This is a genomic window from Streptomyces sp. NBC_01210 (genome assembly GCF_036010325.1).
In the GTDB taxonomy this organism is placed as follows: domain Bacteria; phylum Actinomycetota; class Actinomycetes; order Streptomycetales; family Streptomycetaceae; genus Streptomyces.
Window position 1 is genome coordinate 1730247 of sequence record NZ_CP108549.1, and the last position, 18720, is coordinate 1748966.

Consider the following 18720-nt stretch of genomic DNA (forward strand, 5'->3'; position numbering starts at 1 on the left):
GACACAGGATCAGCGAAAGGCACGAGGTGACGGACTCAATGGCCGACATTGCACGCGTCGGAGTGGTGGGCTGCGGCCAGATGGGCGCAGGCATCGCGGAGGTGTGCGCCCGCAGCGGCCTCGAGGTGAAGGTCGCCGAGACCACGGGCGAGGCTCTGGAGATCGGTCGCACCCGGCTCTACAACTCCCTCTCGAAGGCCGCCGAACGCGGCAAGATCACCGAGGAGGAGCGCGACGCTACGCTGGAGCGGCTGAGCTTCACCACCGACCTCGGGGAGTTCGCCGACCGCGATCTCGTCATCGAGGCCGTCGTGGAGAACGAGCAGGTCAAGACCGAGATCTTCCAGGTGCTCGACCAGGTGGTGACCCGCCAGGACGCGATCCTCGCCTCCAACACCTCGTCCATCCCGCTGGTGAAGCTCGCCGTCGCGACCTCCCGGCCGGACCAGGTCATCGGCATCCACTTCTTCAACCCGGCCCCGGTGCAGAAGCTCGTCGAGCTGATCCCGGCGCTGACCACCTCCGAGGAGACGATCAAGCGCTCCGAGGCCGTGGTCCAGAACGTGCTGGACAAGCACCCGATCCGCGCCCAGGACCGTTCGGGCTTCGTGGTGAACGCCCTCCTCATCCCGTATCTGCTCTCCGCGATCCGGATGTTCGAGTCGGGCATCGCGAGCCGCGAGGACATCGACAACGGCATGGAGCTCGGCTGCGCCCACCCGATGGGTCCGCTGAAGCTCTCCGACCTGATCGGTCTGGACACCGTCGCCTCGGTCGCGGACTCGATGTACGCCGAGTTCAAGGAGCCGCTGTACGCCGCTCCCCCGCTGCTGCAGCGGATGGTGGACGCGGGGCGGCTCGGCCGCAAGACGGGTTCGGGTTTCTACCCGTACTCATGACGGGACCGGACTCGCCACACCCGTGATGGGGTCGTACTCCTGATTCACACGGAGTGTGCGGGGCGTGCCCGCATATGCCGTGCGCACACGCTCCCGCCCTCCGACCAGGGAGAGTTGACTCGGTTCCGCTCAGTCAAGGTTCCGCTGCACAACTTTCCCGAAGGAGGAGCCAGTCCGTGACCAACGACCCTGATCATTTAGTGGTCGTCGAAGAGTTCGCTGAGTTACGCCGCAGCCTCGACGTCGGCCTCGCCCGGATAGACGGGCATCTGGCGCTGCTCGCGCAGCGCAACGGCCAGATCGACCGGGAGGTGACCGATCTGGCCGCGCGCGTCGGGGCACTTGAGCAGTCCAGGTGGCCGTTGCCCGCCGTTGCCGCGCTGACCGCGCTCGGAGCGCTGGCGGTAACGGTGTGGCAGGCGATCGGCCGATAGCCGCCGGGCGTCAGCCAAGCCGCAGATGGTGAAGCATCAGCAGCCCGGCCGCCATATTGGCGGCCGGGACCTCACCGCGGGCGATCATGTCGGGTACCAGTTTCAGCGGTATCCATTCGCGGCGCGAGGACTCGAAGTCGTCCTCGGGATGCCCGATGTACGTCGCGTCCTCGGACCAGTAGAGGTGGTGCCTGGCGTCGGTGAGGCCGTTGGACGGCTCGACGGTCAGGAGGTGCTGGAGGGGGCCCGGACGCCAGCCGGTCTCCTCCTCCATCTCTCTGGCGGCCGCGGCCGCGATGTCCTCGCCGTCCTCGACGACGCCGGCGGCGAGCTCCCAGCCCCAGCTGTTGGTGATGAAGCGGTGCCGCCAGAGCATCAGCACCTCGTTTGCCCTGTTGACCGCGGTCGCGACGGCGACCGGGCGGAGCCGGATGAGGAAGTGGTCCAGGTGCCGGCCGTCGGGGAGCTCGACGTCGGCCAGGTTGACCCTGAACCAGCGGTTTTCATACACAGTTTGTTCGCTTAATTTCGTCCACTGCACGTTTCTGCCACCTTCCGACAAGTAGATGGCAATATCGCAGCAGGAGCTCGGTCAGAGGGGAACGCGCAGTGCCCCGTCGATGAGTTCGGCAGCTTCGTCGGCGTTGGTGCAACCGCTCGCCACGAGATGCTCGCGTACCGCCCGCAGCCGGTCCCGGATCCGCTGCGACTCCATCCCCTTGGCCCGCTCCACCATCTCCGCCGCCGTCTGCGCCGCCCGGTCCACCTCGCCCTGGCGCAGCTCGATCTGGCTGAGCATGGCGAGCCGGTGCACCCGGCCGCGGTCGTGCGCCGGGGTGTCGACGGCCGCCGCGGCATGCTCCCGTGCCGCCGTCAGATCACCGAGGCTGAGCAGAGCCTCCGCCACCTGGACATTCACCAGGCCCGGCTGGACATAACCGGTCTCGTCCGGCTCGTACCCCGGACGGATCCGCTCCGCCTCCAGCTCCGCTCGCCGGATGCACCGCAAGGCGCTGCTGCCGTCGCCGAGATGGGCGTACGCCTTCGCCTGCATCGCGTACAGATCGGCGGCCAGTGCCGGAGTGAGCTGCTGCCCTGCGGCTCGCAGCGCCGCCTCCGCGAAGGCCACCGCCTGCCGGTGCTCCGCCATGAACAGCGACTGGTTGACCAGCAGCGCGATCACATACGCGCCAAGCCCCCGGTCCCCGCTGGCCTTTGCCAGCCGCAGCGCCTGGTGGAAGTAGCGCTGGGCGAGGCCGTGCGCGTTGGAGTCGTAGGCGCAGATGCCGGCCACGGACACCAGACCGCCTGTCGCGCGGTGCAGTTGGCGGCCGAGAGCGTCGCTGTAGCCACCACGGAGCAGGGGCGCGGTCTCGGCGTTGAGGAAGCCGACGATGCGGGCGCGGGTGGCTATGCCGCCCGCCTTCCGGTACATCAGCTCGTAGTGCGCACGGGCGGCGCGCAGCATCTTTATGTCGGCCATGCTGACGCGTGTCTGCCCCGATCGTGAGACGTCCGAGTCCTCCGGCGGGTTCTCCCACTCCCATACGGGCATGACGGCGGGGGTGCCGGTGACCGCGGGCGCCTCGATGATGTGCCGCCGCTGCTGTTCGTCGGAGCGCCACATCGCGGTGGCCCGCTCCACGAAGCCGGAGAGCGGCGAGCCCGGTTGTGTGACGGACTCGCCCGGCACTCCGAGGCCGATGTCGCCGAGGACGATCGCCCGGCGCAGCCGGCCGGCGAGCACCTCGCAGATCAGGTCGGGCACCTGGCCGCGCGGACGCTGGCCCTTCAACCAGCGTGCTACGGCAGTGTGTTCGTACCGCAGTGCCAGACCTCTTGCCCGGCCGGCCTGGTTCACCCGGGCAGCAAGGCCCGCATTGGAGATGCCCGCCTCGTCAAGCAGGGCGTCGAGCAGGGTATTGGGCTGCATGTGCCCCTCCGGTGGCTCGTTGGACTCAGCCTAGTGGAGGGCGATTCGCACGGGGTGTGAACCAAGTGCCCTCATCCGTGCCCCGCGCGCTCTGCCGCCACGTCGCCCGCACCGGTTGACTGGGGTGCCTCTCATAGAGGCGGCCGGGCCGTCGGCTCCCCCTCGTACAGTGCGACGGCCCCAGAATGCGTCGTCTGCCCTGCTGATCTGCCCGACACTCCGCGGCAGGGCGGGCGGCGCCGGCCGCATGGCAATCCCTTGGTTGCCGATCGCTGCACATGGCTGCAGATGGCTAGCGATTGGAGGGTTCCGGCCGGGTACGGCGCAGGGCGGCATCTCCGGACTGCGCCGGTACCCGCGCGCGGTCGTTACGCAGCACCAGGAGTGCCACATCGTCGGCGAGACGACCGCCGGTGTGACGCAGCAACTCCGAGTGAACGGTGGCGATCACGGCGGCGGGCGACACCGGCGGGGCGAGCGCGGCCTCGGTGAGCACGGCCTCCAGACCGAAGAACCTCCCCGCCGCGTCACGGGCGTCCGCCGCCCCGTCCGTGTGCAGGAACAGCGCCTCGCCGGACCGCAGCCGGGCACACCGGCGGACCGGCAGCTCGGCCGGCAGCGGGAACAGACCGAGCGGTGGCAGCGGGTCCGCACAGGCGAGCAGTTCGGCCCGGCGGCAGAGCCGGTAGGGCCATGGATGACCGCAGTTCAGCGCCAGTACGCCACCGTCCTGCCCGATCTCCAACAGCAGTACGGTGACGAAATCCTCCGCCGCCGGGCAGTCCGGCTCTCCCCCGCCGACCGCCGGATGCTCCTCCCGCGCCCGCTCCCGCAAATGCCGATGGATCGCCCGGTCCAACCGCCGCAGCACACCGCCCAGTTCGGGCTCGTCGTAGGCGGCCTCCCGGAAGCTGCCGAGAACCGCGGCCACCGCCCCGATCGCGGGCAGCCCGTGCCCGCGGGCGTCGCCGATGACGATACGCACGCCGTACGGGGTGGCCACGGCCTCGTACAGATCACCGCCGACCGCGGCGCCGCGGCTGACGGAGAGCTGGCCCGCGGCGAGGGTGAGTCCGGCGAGGCGGGGCGGCAGCGGCCGCAGCAGCACCCGCTGGGCGGCGTAGGCGATTTCGCGGACCCGTTCGAGCTCGCGGTTCAGCCCGTGCCGGACACCGAGGACAAGACCGGTGCCGACCGCGAAGAAGACGACGCCGGTGACGATCCGCTGTCCGAGGCTCTCCGGCTGGGTGGACGGACAGGCGATCTTCCAGGTGAGCGCAGCGGCGCCCCATACGGCGGGAAGCACCAGAGGAAGCATTCGCCGTACCCGCGAATTGTCGGCGCGCGCGGACCTCGCCCACCGCGAGGCGGGCAAGGGACCTCCACCGGACCTGATACGGATCATGCGGATGGTCCCCTCATAGGCCCTGTCCGGCACGCAGGCAGGCCCCCACGGCCGGGACGATTCTGTCGATCGACCGGGCCCGGAAGGGACAACGCCCCACGTTCTCACCCAAATGAGTGAGGGGCGCGCCCGGTGATCCGGGCGCGCCCCTCAACAGGCAGGGAGCGGTCAGGCTCCGCGCAGTACCGCCCCGGTGCGCTCGGCGGCGAGCGCCACCGCCGCGTCGCGGGCGGCCGAGGCCTCCTCGACCGTCAGCGTCCGGTCGGCGGCACGGAACCGCAGCGCGTACGCCAGCGACTTCTTGCCCTCGCCGATCTGCGACCCGACAAATACATCGAACAACCGGATGGACTCCAGCAGTTCACCCGCTCCCTCGGTCAGTACCTTCTCGACCTCCGCGGCCGGCACCTGCTCGTCGACGACGAGCGCGACGTCCTGGGTCGCCACCGGGAAGGTGGAGATCCGCGGCGCCTGGAGAGGGCCCTGAGACGCCTGCTCCAGCAGGTCCAGGTTCAGCTCCATCGCGCAGGTGCGCGCGGGCAGATGCAGGGCCTTCACCACGCGCGGGTGCAGTTCACCGGCGTATCCGACGGTCTGCTCCACCCCGTCGATCACCACGGCGAGCTCGGCGCACCTGCCCGGGTGCCACGGACCGTACTGGCCCTGGCGGACGATCAGTTCGGTCCCGGCCTCGCGCCCGACCGTGCGGGCGGACTCGACCGCGTCGGCCCAGGTGGCCGGCCGGCCCTTGCCCCACCAGCCGGCCTGCTCACGCGCACCGGCGAGCACGACCGCGACATGGCGCGGCTGCACCGGCAGCACACCGGTCAGTCCGGCGATCTCCTCGTCGGTCGGGCGGCGGTGGACGGGCAGCCGCACCGCGATGCCCTCCTCCGTGGGAGCCTTGAAGACCAGGCCGGTCTCGAAGAGGGCCAGATCGTGGCTGCCGCGGCCGTCGTTGCGGCGCAGCGCGCCGAGCAGTCCCGGCAGCAGCGTGGTGCGCAGCGCGGGCTCCTCGTCGGAGAGCGGGTTGACCAGCGTGACCAGCCGGCGGCAGGTGTCGTCCGCCGGGACGTCCAGCTGATCGAGGATCTGCTCGCCGATGAACGGGTAGTTCAGCGCCTCGACATAGCCGGCGCCGGCCAGCGCGCGGCCGACGCGGCGGTGCAGCCGCTGCCGTCCGGTGAGCCCACGGCCGGGCGGCGGGGTGGGCAGCGTCGAAGGCAGGTTCTCGTAGCCCTCGAGCCGGATGACCTCTTCGGCGAGGTCGTTCGGCTCGCTCAGGTCGGGACGCCAGGACGGGACGGTGACGACCAGTTCGTCCTGCCCGTAGACGTCACAGCCGACCTCCTGGAGGCGGCGTACGACGGTCTCGCGGCCGTAGTCGACGCCCGCGACGCGGTCGGGGTGGTCCGCCGGCATCGAGATCGTACGAGGCTCGGACGGCGCGACGATCTCGGTGACGCCGGCCTCGGCGGTACCACCCGCGAGGAGCACCAGCAGGTCGACGGTCCGCTGCGCGGCTGCGGCCGCGGCATGCGGGTCGACGCCCCGCTCGAAGCGCTTGGACGCCTCGGAGGCCAGCTTGTGGCGGCGCGCGGTACGGGCGATGGTGATCGCGTCGAAGTGCGCGGCCTCGATGACGACCTCGGTGGTGCCCCGGACCTGGCCGGTCTCGGCGTCCGTCTCGGAGTCGGCGATCTCGGTGTTGGCGCCGCCCATGACGCCCGCCAGGCCGATCGGCCCGCGGTTGTCGGTGATGACCAGGTCTTCGGCGTCCAGGACGCGGTTGACTCCGTCGAGGGTGGTGAGCTTCTCGCCGGGCTCGGCGCGCCGCACCCCGATCGGCCCGTCGAGACGGGAGCGGTCGTAGGCGTGCAGCGGCTGGCCGAGCTCGAGCATCACATAGTTGGTGACGTCGACAGCGAGCGAGATCGGGCGCATCCCGGCCTTCTGCAGCCGGCGCTGCAGCCAGATCGGGGAGCGGGCCTCGGGCTCCAGGCCGACGACCGTACGCGCGGTGAAGCGGTCGCAGCCCATCGGGTCGGAGACCCTCACCACGTAGCCGAAGGAGTTCGGGACGGGGACGTCGAGCAGCGCCGGGTCGCGCAGCGGCAGGCCGTACGCGATGGCGGTCTCGCGGGCGACGCCGCGCATCGAGAGGCAGTAGCCGCGGTCGGGTGTGACGGCGATGTCGAGTACCTCGTCGACGAGCTCCAGGAGCTCGAGCGCGTCGGTGCCGACCTCGTACTCCGGCGGCAGCACGATGATGCCGCCGCTGCCGTCGTCGCCCATGCCCAGCTCGTCGCCGGAGCAGATCATGCCGTGGGAGGTCTTGCCGTACGTATTACGCGCGGCGATCGCGAAGTCACCGGGCAGGACGGCGCCCGGCAGGACCACGACGACCTTGTCGCCGACGGAGAAGTTGCGCGCACCGCAGACGATCTCCTGCGGCGCACCGGTGCCGTTGGCCATGCCGACGTCGACGGTGCAGAAGCGGATGGGCTTCTTGAACTCCGTCAGCTCCTCGATGGTCAGCACCTGGCCGACGACGAGGGGGCCCTTGAGCCCGGCGCCGAGCTGCTCGACGGTCTCGACCTCGAGGCCGGCGGAAACGAGCTTGGCCTGGACGTCACGGCCGGTCTCCGTCGCCGGCAGGTCGACGTACTCCCGCAGCCAGGAAAGCGGGACCCGCATCAGATCTCCATCCCGAACGGCCGAGTGAACCGGACGTCACCCTCGACCATGTCTCGCATGTCTTCGACGTTGTGGCGGAACATCAGCATCCGCTCGATGCCGAACCCGAAGGCGAATCCGCTGTACTTGTTGGGGTCGACGCCGCAGGCGATGAGCACCTTCGGGTTGACCATGCCGCAGCCGCCGAGCTCGATCCAGCCCTCGCTGCCGCAGGTGCGGCAGGGCCGGTCCGGGTTGCCCACGGACTCGCCGCGGCACACGTAGCAGACCATGTCCATCTCGGCGGACGGCTCGGTGAACGGGAAGAAGTTCGGGCGAAGCCGGGTCTTCATGTCCGGGCCGAAGAGCGCCTGGACCATATGGTCCAGCGTGCCCTTGAGGTCGGCCATGGTCAGGCCCTCGTCGACAGCGAGCAGCTCGATCTGGTGGAAGACCGGGGTGTGCGTCGCGTCCAGCTCGTCGGTGCGGTACACGCGGCCGGGGACGACGACATAGACGGGCGGCTCGCGGTCGAGCAGGGTGCGGGCCTGGACCGGCGAGGTGTGCGTACGCAGCACGATGCCGGACTCGTCGTCCGTGGTGCCCTGGGGGCCCTGGACGAAGAAGGTGTCTTGCATCTGGCGCGCCGGGTGGTCGGGCACGAAGTTCAGGGCGTCGAAGTTGAACCACTCCGCCTCGACCTCGGGGCCCTCGGCGACCTCGTACCCCATGGATACGAAGACGTCCTCGAGCCGCTCCATGAGCGTGGTGAGCGGGTGGCGGGCGCCGGCCGGGATCCGGTCGTGGGGCAGCGTGACATCCACTGCCTCCTCGACGAGCACCCGGGCGTCGCGCTCGGCCTCCAGCTCGGCCTGGCGGGCGGCGAGGGCCTTGCTCACGGCGCCGCGGGCCTGGCCCACGCGCTTGCCGGCCTCGGCCTTGGCCTGTGGCGGCAGCGCGCCGATCTCCCGGTTGGCGAGCGCGAGCGGTGAGGCACCGCCGGTGTGCGCGACCTTCGCGTGGGCGAGAGCGTCGAGGTCGCCGACGGCGGCGAAGGCGGCAAGCGCCTCGTCCCGCATGCGCTCGATCTCTTCCGGTTTCAGTGCCTCGACCTCAACAGGGTCGTACGACTTATTGGGTGCGGACATCTCTTCCCGTACTTCCGATGGGCTGGCTGGGGCCCCCGCTCGTCGACCGAGGACGCAAAGGTGCCAAAGAACGAGTCTAACGGGGTGTGGAGAGGCGAATGAGCCCGCGGGCTGCTCAGGCCAGATAGGCCGGGGCGCCGACGGGCAGAATAAATCGGAACTCGGCGCCGCCGCCGGGTCCACGGCCGACGGTGATCGTCCCGCCGTGCGCCTCGACGATGCCCTTGACGATGTAGAGACCCAGGCCCGTACCGCCGCGCTTGCTTCCCCGCCAGAAGCGGGTGAAGACACGGCCCATCGACTCCTCGGGGATGCCGGGGCCTTCGTCGCTCACGGTGACGGCCGTTCCCTTCTCGTCGTCCTTCGCGGATGCCGGTGCCACCTCGATGGTGACGGTTCCCTCGCCGTGGCGCACCGCATTTTCCAGCAGATTGCCGAGTACCTGGTCGATCTTGTCCGGATCGGCCCACATCTCGGGCAGCTCCCGCTGGATGCGTACGAAGAACCGGTCCGGCCGCTGGCCGCTGGCTATGTGGGCCTGGATGTGCCGACCGACGGCCGCCGCGATATCGACGGGCTGGCGGCGCACTTCGAGCCGTCCGGAGTCGATACGGGAGATGTCGAGCAGCTCCGCGATCAGCCGGGTGACACGGTTCGCGTCGGCGTCGACGGTCTCGAGCATCAGCCGCTTCTGGTCGTCGGTGAAGCGTTCCCACTTGGCGAGCAGCGTCGCTGTGAACCCCTTGACGGAGGTGAGCGGGGAGCGCAGTTCATGGGCGACGGTGGCGATCAGCTCGGCATGGCTGCGTTCGGTACGGCGCCGGGCCTCGGTGCCGCGCAGGCTGATGACCAGCCTGCGCAGGGGGCCGGTGGGGCGCTCGCGCACATAGCGGGCGGAGACGAGGACTTCACGGCCGCCGGGCAGCAGGAGATTGCGCTCGGGCTGACCGACACGAGTGGCGAGTCCGCCGTACGGATCGGTCAGCGTCCACCAGCGGCAGCCCTTGAGGTCCTCCAGGGGCAGCACACGCTCCAGCGGCAGGCCCAGCGCATCGGCCTTGGACACGGCCGTGATCCGTACGGCCGCGTCGTTGAAGCAGATCACCCGGCCGGTCTCGTCGGCGACGACCAGTCCGTCGGGAAGGTCGTCGGGGTCGATCCCGTACGTGTCGGAGCCGTCGGAATGGCACAGCAACGCCCCGTGTGTCCCCGCGGGCCTGCTTGTCCCGACAGCCATCCCCGTACCCCACCTCTCCGACGGTGCAGTGGGCCCCCGAGCCCGTCACCCTACTAGCTGGAAGTGACGGAGCGGACCCCCTGAGCGAGTACTGCTGGTCAGCGAGCACTGCCTGCGCGCTGGGCACGCGCCGAGGCATAGAGACATACGGCTGCCGCGGTCGCGAGGTTCAGGCTCTCGGCCTTTCCATGGATCGGGACGCGCACCACCGCGTCCGCGAGCGCGCGGGTCTCCTCCGGCAGGCCCCAGGCCTCGTTGCCGAAGATCCAGGCGGTGGGGCCGCCCATGGTGCCCGCGTCGAGTTCGTCGTCCAGGTCGTCGTCGCCCGCGCCGTCGGCGGCCAGTACGCGCACTCCGGCGGCGCGCAGCCCCTGGACGGCCTGCTCGACGGGCACGCCCACCGCGACGGGCAGATGGAAGTGCGAACCGACCGAGGCCCGCACGGACTTGGGGTTGTAGAGGTCCACGGAGGCATCGGTGAGGACGACGGCGTCGGCGCCCGCGGCGTCCGCGCAGCGCAGTACGGTGCCGGCGTTGCCGGGGTCGCGTACGTGCGCGAGGACGGCGACGAGTTTGGGTCGCGCCGCGAGGATCTCCGCGAACGGCGAGTCCAGGAAGCGGCAGACCCCGACCAGGCCCTGCGGAGTGACGGTCTGCGAGACCTCCGCGAGCACCGCGTCGGAGGCGTGGTGCACCCGGGCCCCTGCGGCATGGGCGGCGTCGACGATGTCCGCGTACCGCTCGGCGGCCTCGACGGTGGTGAAGAGCTCGACCAGGGTGGGCTCGCCGCCGGGGCCGCGGTGGGCGACGGCCTCGCGCACGGCCTGCGGGCCCTCGGCGATGAACAGCCGTTCCTTGCCGCGGAAGGCGCGCTTGGCAAGCCGCCGGGCGGCGGTGACACGCGGGGATCGCGGGGAGATCAGCTCGGGGGTGCCCATGTCGCCTGCGGCTCTCTGATTCGGGTTCCGGGGTCGGCCCGGACGGACTGCGTGGTGCCCCCGCCCGGAAGCCGACGGGGGTTCGGGGGCCACCCCCGAAAACAACGCCAAACACACCGGACCCGCAGGCCCAAGGCCTGCGGGTCCGGTCGGCTCGACGCGGCCGTCAGGCCGCCGACTCGGCCTTCGGGGCGTTGACGTCGCTCGGAAGCGCCTTCTGGGCGACCTCGACGAGCGCGGCGAACGCGTTGGCGTCGTTGACCGCGAGCTCGGCCAGGATCTTGCGGTCCACCTCGATGTTGGCGGCCTTCAGACCCTGGATGAGGCGGTTGTACGTCATGCCGTTCTGGCGGGCAGCGGCGTTGATGCGCTGGATCCACAGCTGACGGAAGTCGCCCTTGCGCTTCTTGCGGTCGTTGTAGTTGTAGACCAGGGAGTGGGTGACCTGCTCCTTGGCCTTGCGGTACAGGCGCGAACGCTGACCGCGGTAACCGCTGGCGGCCTCGAGAATTGCCCGGCGCTTCTTGTGGGCGTTGACTGCCCGCTTGACGCGTGCCACTTGTTAACTCCTTGTAGCGGGGCTGGGATTGAGAGTTCGACTCACCCCGGCCCGGAAACGAATTGGTCCCGGTCTCGGCGCGTGTCCCCGGGGACCGGGGACACGAGCGTCACTTGCCGAGAAGCTTCTTGATGGTCTTCGAGTCACCCGGGGCCATCTCGGCGTTGCCGGTGAGGCGACGCGTCAGCTTGGACGGCTTGTGCTCGAGCAGGTGGCGCTTGCCGGCGCGCTCACGGAGCACCTTGCCGGAGCCGGTGATCTTGAAGCGCTTCTTGGCACCGCTGTGCGTCTTGTTCTTCGGCATCGCGCCGTTATCTCCTCGTCAGTGGCGCTCCCCGGTGCGGACACCGGACAACAGGAGCGTCAGATCTTGGTATGTGGGTTCCGGGCGGGACCCGGGGCCGCCTGGTTGGCAGCCCCTTGGATCACGCCTCGGAGGACGTCTCGGAGGGCGTCTCGGAGGGTGCTTCGGCCGGAGCCTCCGCGACCTCGTCCGCCGACTCCTCGTGCGTGTAACCCTGGCGCTCCGCCTTGCGGGCGGCCTGGGCCTCACGCGCCTCGGCCATGGCCTCGGTCTTCTTCTTGTGCGGGCCGAGAACCATGATCATGTTCCGGCCGTCCTGCTTCGGGTTCGACTCGATGAAGCCGAGGTCCTCGACGTCGGAAGCGAGACGCTGCAGCAGGCGGAAGCCAAGCTCGGGGCGGGACTGCTCACGACCACGGAACATGATCGTGATCTTGACCTTGTCGCCCTGCTTGAGGAACCGGACGACGTGACCCTTCTTGGTGTCATAGTCGTGCGGGTCGATCTTCGGCCGGAGCTTCATCTCCTTGATGACCGTGTGCGCCTGGTTCTTGCGCGCCTCACGGGCCTTCATGGCCGACTCGTACTTGAACTTCCCGTAGTCCATGAGCTTGCACACGGGCGGGCGGGCGGTCGCCGCGACCTCGACCAGGTCGAGGTCGTACTCCTGCGCAAGCTCGAGGGCCTTGGCAAGCGGAACAATCCCGACCTGCTCGCCGCTGGGACCGACAAGTCGCACTTCGGGAACGCGAATCCGGTCGTTGATGCGGGGCTCGGCGCTGATGGATCCTCCTAAGTAGCACCACACGGATGTCTGGCAGGCAGCCGCGTAACGTCTGTTTCGTAAGACCAACCGCACCGGATAATGAAAAATGCCCCGGACGGGACACAGGCGGCAGCTCCGTGAATACCGGAGCACCGCCGCGGTCAACCGCGGGGCGCACATCGGGCGACTTCCATCGTCCGTACGGAACGATGGGCGCCGCCTGACCGGTGACCCGCCGCCCAGAAGGACGGCCAGGTGGGAGATCGGAGCCTCCACTTGTGGGCCGAGCACACACGTGTCCGGCCGGTCGTTACACAAGGTTAGCAGCTTCGGCTATGCAGGGCTAATTGGGGTCAGCAGCCGGTCGCGGCCCGCCGGGGCCTATCGTGTGCGTCATGAGTGACGCGACCAGCCCCAATGAATCTCCCGGCTTCGACGACATGACCCGCGACATCGCGGAGGTCCCCGCCGTCGAGGTGATCGTCACGGTCGCGGTGAACCTGATGAGCGCCGCCGCCGTGAAGCTCGGCCTGACCGAGGACGGCGCCGACCACAAGGACCTGGACGAGGCCCGCAAGCTGGTGCACGCGCTGGCCGGTCTGATGGACGCGAGCGCGACCGAGATCAGCTCCTTCCATGCGGCGCCGCTGCGTGACGGACTGAAGTCGCTGCAGCTGGCGTTCCGCGAGGCGTCGCTGGTGCCGGACGAGCCGGGCCAGGGTCCTGGCGAGAAGTACACCGGACCCGTGTACGGCTAGGGCGCACGGCTCAGCAGTTACTCACGTACGAAAAGGGGCTCGCCCGGAGGGGTGGCCTCGGCCGGCAGCAGCGCCAGGTCGAGGCCCCGCACCAGGCGGGCCCTCAGTGCGTCGTCCGCCGCCAGCGCCTCGGCGACGCGCCGGGCCGCCTCGGCGGGGACCGCGTCCCGCGCCAGGACCAGGGCGAGGGTGCCGTCCGCGCCGCCCGGGCCCAGATGCGCGCGGAGCACCGCGGGCTCGGCGGCGACCGCGGCCGTCACCGCGGCGATGACCGTGGGGTCGTGGAGCGGGTCGGCGTTCGTACGGCCCTCGGCGAGGGCGAGCAGCGCCGGGCCGGTCAGCTGGTACGGGACGGGGCCCGCCAGGTCGAGCACCAGCGTGTCGGCCTTTTCGTGGGCCGCCGCCTGCAGCGCCTGGTGCAGCGGTACGGCGACGGGGCGGGCCTCGGGGTTCCAGCGGGCGAGCGACGCGATCGAGGTGAAGGCGGGCAGCGCGCGGCGGTCGCCCGCAGTCAGCGTCGGCACCGCCATATCGCTGGTCTTCTCGCGGCGCAGTCCGTTCTCGTCCTCCTCGACCTCGCCGAGCACGGCGACGACGGGGACCAGCAGTCGGGCGGTGCGGAGGGCCTCGAGGACCGGCCGTACGGCGGTTCTGTCGTCCGCCCAGGCGGCGAGGGCCGCCGTCAGTGCCGGGTCGGCCGTGCCGTCGTCGTCGGAGAATCCGGGGTCCGGGATGTTCTTGAGCGCCACAGGTCGACCCTAACCTCCCTGGTATGAGTGCCAGTGTCTCGGTCGCCGTCTCGGTCGCCCCGCCCGACCGGTCGTACGGGGCGGAGCGGACGTATCCCTCGGCGAGCATCGTGAAGGTCTCGATCCTGGCCGCGCTGCTGCAGCAGAAGCGCCCGCTGACCGCAAGGGAGCGGGCGCTCGCCCGCGCCATGATCGTGCGGAGCGACAACGACGCGGCGTCGGTGCTGTGGGAGACGATCGGCGGTGCGGCCGGGCTGGACGCCGCGCATGGACGGCTCGGGCTCACCGGGAGCCGGGCGGAGTCGGCGTGGGGGCTGACCCGGACCACCGCGCGGGATCAGCTCACCCTGATGCGGGCTGTGTTCGGCGGCCCCTACCCGTATCTCTGCTCCTTGATGGAGCAGGTGGTCGACGGGCAGAACTGGGGGGTGTCCGCCGCGGGCGGTGAGTGGGCGCTGAAGAACGGCTGGATGCCGATGCGCGACACCGGCCTGTGGGTCGTCCACTCCGTCGGGCGGGCCGGGGGCCGTCCGATCGCGGTGCTCTCCGACGGGCATCCGACGAAGGAGGCAGGCATCGCGCGCGTCGAGGAGGCTGTGCGGGCGGCGGTCAGTTCCTGCTGACCCGGCCGCCGCGCCAGAGCACCACGGCTCCCGCCAGCAGTAGGGCGCCGACGCCTCCGGCGAGCGGGGCGAGCCAGCCCGCCGGTTCCGCGTCCTCCTTCACGGCGGCGGGACCTGAGCCGAAGTACCGCTTGCCGTAGTCCGCAGAGGCCGCCTTCAGATCCGTGGGGCGCATTTTCGCCGCCCCCTTGAGCGCGGCGACCGGATCGACCATGCCGTACCCCTTGGCGTCGTCGCGGCCGCTCTTGCCGCCGCCCCGGGCCGTGTCGGTGAGGAGCTGCTTGATCTGGGCGGGGGCCAGGCCGGGGTGGGCGGCCCGCACCAGGGCGACCGCGCCGGAGACGAACGCGGACGCGGCGCTGGTGCCCCAGCCCTGGTAGTACTTGCGGTCGGGGTCGGCGATGACGATGTCGACGCCGGGGGCGCTGACGCTGGCGTACCAGCGTCGGGTGGAGAAGGCGGCGTGGGTGCCGAAGCGGTCGACGGCCGTGACGGCGATCACGCCGGGGTAGGCGGCGGGGTACGAGATGTGGTCGCCCTTCTCGCCGCTGTTGCCGGCCGAGGCGACGACTACGGAGCCCTTGGCGAGGGCGTATTGCACTGCGGCGTCCTCGCCCGCCTCCGGGTGCGCGGACTCGCTGTCGTCGCCGAGGGAGAGGTTGATGACGTCGGCGCCCTGGTCGGCGGCCCAGCGGATGCCCTGGGCAAGGGCGTTGCCGCGGGAGGTGCGGGCCTTGTCGCGGGCCTTGTCGGTGCCTTCGAGGATGACCCGGACCGGGAGGATCTTCGCCTCGGGAGCGATGCCGATGACACCGTCCTCGCGGTCGGAACCATGGCCGTGAGCGGCGATGATGCCGGCCATCGCGGTGCCGTGGCGGGCCCAGGCGCGTGAGCCGCGCTGCGCGCCGAAGCCGATGAAGTCCTTGCCGGGCAGGACGGTGCCGGCGAGGTCCGGGTGGCTGTCGTCGACACCTGTGTCGAGGACGGCGACCGTGATGCCGCTGCCCTTGGTGGTGGTCCAGGCCCGGTCGGTCTTCATGGCGTCGAGCGCCCACTGCTGGGCCCGGATCGCGTCCGCGTGCGCGGGTGTCGCCGGCAGGAGCACGAAGGCGGCGGCCGCGAGGGCGGCGGCGAAGCGGTGGCGGCGACGTGTCATTCGGGCTTCTCCGTGGCCGTGCGGACGGTCTTGCGCAGACCGGCCTCGATACGGTCCGCGATTCCCTTGGCCTCGTGGCCGAGGCCGGCCTGGGCCGGCGCGGAGGTCGCGCCCTCGGCCTTGGCCTCGTCGGCGGGCTGGGGGTCGGTGACGGCGCGCCCGTCGGCGAAGCCGGACACGGCGTAGACGACGACAGGCGCGTCGGTCAGCACGCTCACGGTCCAGCTCGCGCGCTGTCCGTTGCCGAACCCGTCGGCGACGGTGCTCTTGGCCGGGAGGGTGCGGGGCATCAGATCGGGGCGCTCGTCGAGCCCCTCCGAGGTGAAGCGGTCGGCCAGCGCGTTCATCGTCTTCACATCGGCCTCGGTGAAGATCATGCCGACCGTGGTGACGCTGCTGGTGGTGGCGTCGGTGTAGGTGGCGCGCAGTACCCGCGTGCAGCCGACCGGCTGCAGGGTTTTGAGCAGCAGCGGATCGAGCGCGGTCGCGCAGCCGCCGTCGGGCGCGACGGCGATCCGGGTCCACACCCGGTCCGCGCCGCCGGGACCTGCGCCTTGGCCGTTGAGGGTGCGCGGGAAGAGTGTGTCCACGGGGACGCTGTGCCAGAGGGTGCGCGCCTCGGTGTAGCCGGTACGGGCGGCGGGGTCCGCGTTCGAGTCGCCGGTCAGCCAGCTGCCGGTGGCCGCGCCGCCGATCAGCCCGAGCCCGAGTACGACACAGGCGACGGCGCCGAGGGTGCGCCCGGGGTGCCGGGTGCGCACCGGGCGCAGCCGGGTGGTCATCTCGACCGGCGTCTCCGGCGGCGCCCACGAGCGAGGGCCGGGAACCGTGTGCGCGGCCGGCCGCGCGGCACCGGGCCGCGGCGTGAGATCGACGGACCCGACGGGCCTGCGCCGGGGAGGCGGGGCGGTGGGCCGGGGCGGCACCTGGGGCGGCAGGGGCGCGGACGCCGGCGCACGTCGGGGTGCGGAGATGGGCCGCAGCCGGGTGGTGGTCTCGACGGCGGGCACGCCGGTCTCGTCCGGGGGCGTGTCGGTGCGCGGCGGCACGGGCCGCTCGGCGGAGGTGGCTGTGCCGGGCGGGGGTGTGTCGGGGCGCGGCGGAAGACCGGGCGGCAGCGGCTCGGCGGCGGGCGCGGTCGGCGTCGACGGGAAGGTGGAGGGCCGACCCGCCCGGTGGCCGCCGGCAGCGGGCTCGGCGGCAGGTGCGCTCGGCATCGACGGGAAGGTGGAGGGCCGACCCGCCCGGTGGCCGCCGGCAGCGGGCTCGGCGGCAGGTGCGCTCGGCGTCGACGGGAAGGTGGAGGGCCGACCCGCCCGGTGGCCGCCGGCAGCGGGCTCGGTCGGCGTGGACGGGGAAGCGAACGACCGGCCGGTTCCAGGTGAGGCAGGACGGCCGGCGTCGGCTCCGCCCGACGGCCTCGGGATGACGACACCCCCGGCAGCGGGCCCGGCGCCGGACCCGCTCGGCGTCGACGGAAGCCGGTCCGACCCACCGGGGGCACCGTGGCGCTCGGGCTCCACGGCCGGAGAGGCATCAGGACGCGCGGGCGGCGGCGGATCCGTCGGCAGGAGTTCCGTGATGCCGGAAGCGCGGAGCGCCCTCGGCGCCGTCTCCGGCGGGACGAGGGCATCGGTGATACGCGAGGTGGCGGGCGCCGTCTCCCCGTTGTCGGGCTGGGACGAGGCCGGGCCGGGAGGGCGCTGCGCCTCCGTGCTCATCCCGCCCCCTGTTCTTCGTCCACGGACACCGACGGTTCGCCTTTCCGGGCAGGCCCGTTCGTCACCGCGTGTCGGTCACTCTACGGGCTGGAACGCACCCCGCGGCAACGTGACCGGGGGTCCGGGAGGATCTGCCCAGAACATCCCCCTACCCTGCGGTAATCCGGTCTGGCAAGCTCAGGCCATGACTCCCCGTGCAGCTGACCGGGCCCGCTACGACAGGGCCACTGCCCAGCTCGACGCACCGCTCGCCCTCGTCGATCTCGACGCGTTCGACGCCAACGCGGAAGATCTGGTGCGCAGAGCGGGCGGCAAGCCGATCCGGGTGGCGAGCAAGTCCGTACGCTGCCGGGCGCTGCTGGAACGGGTGCTGGAGCGGGACGGGTTCGCCGGAATCATGTCCTTCACGCTGGCCGAGTCCCTGTGGCTGGCCAGGTCGGGCTTCGACGATGTGCTGCTCGCGTACCCGTCCGCGGACCGGGCCGGTTTCGCCGAGCTGGCCGCCGACCCGAAGCTCGCCGCCGCGGTGACCGTGATGGTCGACGATCCGGCTCAGCTGGAGCTGATCGACCGCGCTCGCGACGGCGGCACGGAAGAGGTCCGGATCTGTCTGGAGCTGGACACGTCCCTGAAACTGCTCGGCGGGCGGGTGCGGATCGGCGCGCTGCGCTCCCCCCTGCGCGAGGCGGCCCAACTGGCCGAGCTGGCCCGGACGATCGCGCGTCGCCCCGGCTTCCGGCTGGTGGGGCTGATGGCGTACGAGGGGCATGTCGCGGGGGTGGGCGACTCCCTCGCCGGGCGCCCGATACGCTCCCGCGCCATCCGGCTGATGCAGGGCGCGGCGCGCAAGGAGCTGGCGGCCCGGCGGGCGGCGGTGGTGCGTGCCGTACGGGCGGTGACGCCGGACCTGGAGTTCGTCAACGGCGGCGGCACCGGCAGTGTCCAGCACACGGCGGCCGAGGACGCGGTCACGGAGATCGCCGCCGGTTCCGGGCTGTATGTACCGCGGCTGTTCGACAACTACACCTCGTTCACTGGGCGTCCGGCCGCCCTCTTCGCCCAGCCGGTGGTGCGCAGGCCGGGCGTGGGGGTGATCACGGTGCTCGGCGGCGGCTACCCGGCCTCCGGTGCGGCGGGTGCGGACCGGCTGCCGGTGCCGTATCTCCCGGAAGGGCTGCGCTACGACTCGCAGGAGGGGCCCGGCGAGGTGCAGACCCCGCTGCTCGGCGCACCCGCCGACGATCTGCTGATCGGCGACAAGGTGTGGTTCCGGCATGCCAAGGCCGGGGAGATGTGCGAGCGGTTCGACACGCTGCACTTGATCGAGGGCGACCGTGTGACCGGTACGGCGCCGACGTACCGGGGCGAGGGCCGCACGTTCCTCTGAGTACGGATTCCTTCTGAGCACGGAGGC

Annotated in this window: 18 protein-coding genes; 5 read left to right on the forward strand and 13 right to left on the reverse strand. The window is 71.3% G+C overall.

The genetic code is table 11. The features are described from left to right. Positions 1-38: 38 nt before the first annotated feature. Positions 39-899 (forward strand): 3-hydroxybutyryl-CoA dehydrogenase, encoded by an 861-nt coding sequence (locus OG735_RS07750; protein ID WP_327322381.1) that lies wholly within the window; start codon positions 39-41, stop codon positions 897-899. Between the two features lie 176 nt (positions 900-1075). Further along, complete coding sequence (locus tag OG735_RS07755) at positions 1076-1333, forward strand: hypothetical protein (protein WP_327322382.1); 258 nt, start codon at positions 1076-1078, stop codon at positions 1331-1333. 10 nt (positions 1334-1343) lie between these two features. Here OG735_RS07755 and OG735_RS07760 read toward each other — a convergent pair whose 3' ends face one another. The 10 genes from OG735_RS07760 to infC all read right to left on the reverse strand — a co-directional run bounded on the left by OG735_RS07760 (position 1344) and on the right by infC (position 12341). Next, complete coding sequence (locus OG735_RS07760) at positions 1344-1874, reverse strand: NUDIX hydrolase (RefSeq protein WP_326648690.1); 531 nt, start codon at positions 1872-1874, stop codon at positions 1344-1346. A gap of 51 nt (positions 1875-1925) precedes the next feature. Then, positions 1926-3266: a transcriptional regulator gene (locus tag OG735_RS07765; RefSeq protein ID WP_327322383.1), complete on the reverse strand. Its 1341-nt coding sequence runs from the start codon at positions 3264-3266 to the stop codon at positions 1926-1928. 292 nt (positions 3267-3558) lie between these two features. Beyond that, complete coding sequence (locus OG735_RS07770; RefSeq protein WP_442812390.1) at positions 3559-4671, reverse strand: PP2C family protein-serine/threonine phosphatase; 1113 nt, start codon at positions 4669-4671, stop codon at positions 3559-3561. A 168-nt stretch (positions 4672-4839) separates the two neighbouring features. Continuing rightward, the gene (gene pheT, locus OG735_RS07775; protein ID WP_327322385.1) at positions 4840-7368 is read right to left on the reverse strand and encodes a phenylalanine--tRNA ligase subunit beta; all 2529 of its coding nucleotides are present in this window, start codon (positions 7366-7368) and stop codon (positions 4840-4842) included. Then, positions 7368-8495: a phenylalanine--tRNA ligase subunit alpha gene (gene pheS, locus OG735_RS07780; RefSeq protein ID WP_327322386.1), complete on the reverse strand. Its 1128-nt coding sequence runs from the start codon at positions 8493-8495 to the stop codon at positions 7368-7370. The genes pheT and pheS overlap by 1 nt, the downstream gene beginning before the upstream one ends. A 115-nt stretch (positions 8496-8610) precedes the next feature. After that, on the reverse strand, positions 8611-9732 hold the full coding sequence (locus tag OG735_RS07785; protein WP_327322387.1) for a sensor histidine kinase: 1122 nt from the start codon (positions 9730-9732) through the stop codon (positions 8611-8613). 98 nt (positions 9733-9830) lie between these two features. After that, complete coding sequence (locus tag OG735_RS07790; protein ID WP_327322388.1) at positions 9831-10670, reverse strand: TrmH family RNA methyltransferase; 840 nt, start codon at positions 10668-10670, stop codon at positions 9831-9833. A gap of 166 nt (positions 10671-10836) precedes the next feature. Further along, positions 10837-11229 (reverse strand): 50S ribosomal protein L20, encoded by a 393-nt coding sequence (gene rplT, locus OG735_RS07795; RefSeq protein WP_326648697.1) that lies wholly within the window; start codon positions 11227-11229, stop codon positions 10837-10839. A gap of 109 nt (positions 11230-11338) precedes the next feature. Next, positions 11339-11533, reverse strand: coding sequence for a 50S ribosomal protein L35 (gene rpmI, locus OG735_RS07800; protein WP_005319593.1), 195 nt, complete (start codon positions 11531-11533; stop codon positions 11339-11341). A 121-nt stretch (positions 11534-11654) separates the two neighbouring features. Continuing rightward, positions 11655-12341: a translation initiation factor IF-3 gene (gene infC / locus OG735_RS07805; RefSeq protein ID WP_327322389.1), complete on the reverse strand. Its 687-nt coding sequence runs from the start codon at positions 12339-12341 to the stop codon at positions 11655-11657. A gap of 353 nt (positions 12342-12694) precedes the next feature. Here infC and OG735_RS07810 point away from each other — a divergent pair, with 353 nt between their 5' ends. Continuing rightward, on the forward strand, positions 12695-13057 hold the full coding sequence (locus OG735_RS07810; RefSeq protein ID WP_327322390.1) for a DUF1844 domain-containing protein: 363 nt from the start codon (positions 12695-12697) through the stop codon (positions 13055-13057). 17 nt (positions 13058-13074) lie between these two features. Here OG735_RS07810 and OG735_RS07815 read toward each other — a convergent pair whose 3' ends face one another. Then, on the reverse strand, positions 13075-13806 hold the full coding sequence (locus OG735_RS07815; RefSeq protein WP_327322391.1) for an SseB family protein: 732 nt from the start codon (positions 13804-13806) through the stop codon (positions 13075-13077). A 23-nt stretch (positions 13807-13829) separates the two neighbouring features. Here OG735_RS07815 and OG735_RS07820 point away from each other — a divergent pair, with 23 nt between their 5' ends. Next, complete coding sequence (locus OG735_RS07820) at positions 13830-14429, forward strand: serine hydrolase (protein ID WP_327322392.1); 600 nt, start codon at positions 13830-13832, stop codon at positions 14427-14429. On the opposite strand, the gene mycP is transcribed toward OG735_RS07820, so the two are convergent. Both mycP and OG735_RS07830 read right to left on the reverse strand, forming a co-directional pair. Further along, entirely contained in the window at positions 14416-15585 is a 1170-nt protein-coding gene (mycP, locus tag OG735_RS07825; RefSeq protein WP_327322393.1) for a type VII secretion-associated serine protease mycosin, read from the reverse strand. The genes OG735_RS07820 and mycP overlap by 14 nt on opposite strands. After that, a complete protein-coding gene (locus tag OG735_RS07830; RefSeq protein WP_327328238.1) occupies positions 15582-16367 on the reverse strand; it encodes a hypothetical protein in 786 nt (261 codons plus the stop codon). Before OG735_RS07830 ends, mycP begins: the two co-directional genes overlap by 4 nt. A 1123-nt stretch (positions 16368-17490) precedes the next feature. Between OG735_RS07830 and OG735_RS07835 the strand changes: the two genes are divergently transcribed. Then, complete coding sequence (locus OG735_RS07835) at positions 17491-18693, forward strand: amino acid deaminase/aldolase (RefSeq protein WP_327322394.1); 1203 nt, start codon at positions 17491-17493, stop codon at positions 18691-18693. Positions 18694-18720 lie beyond the last annotated feature (27 nt).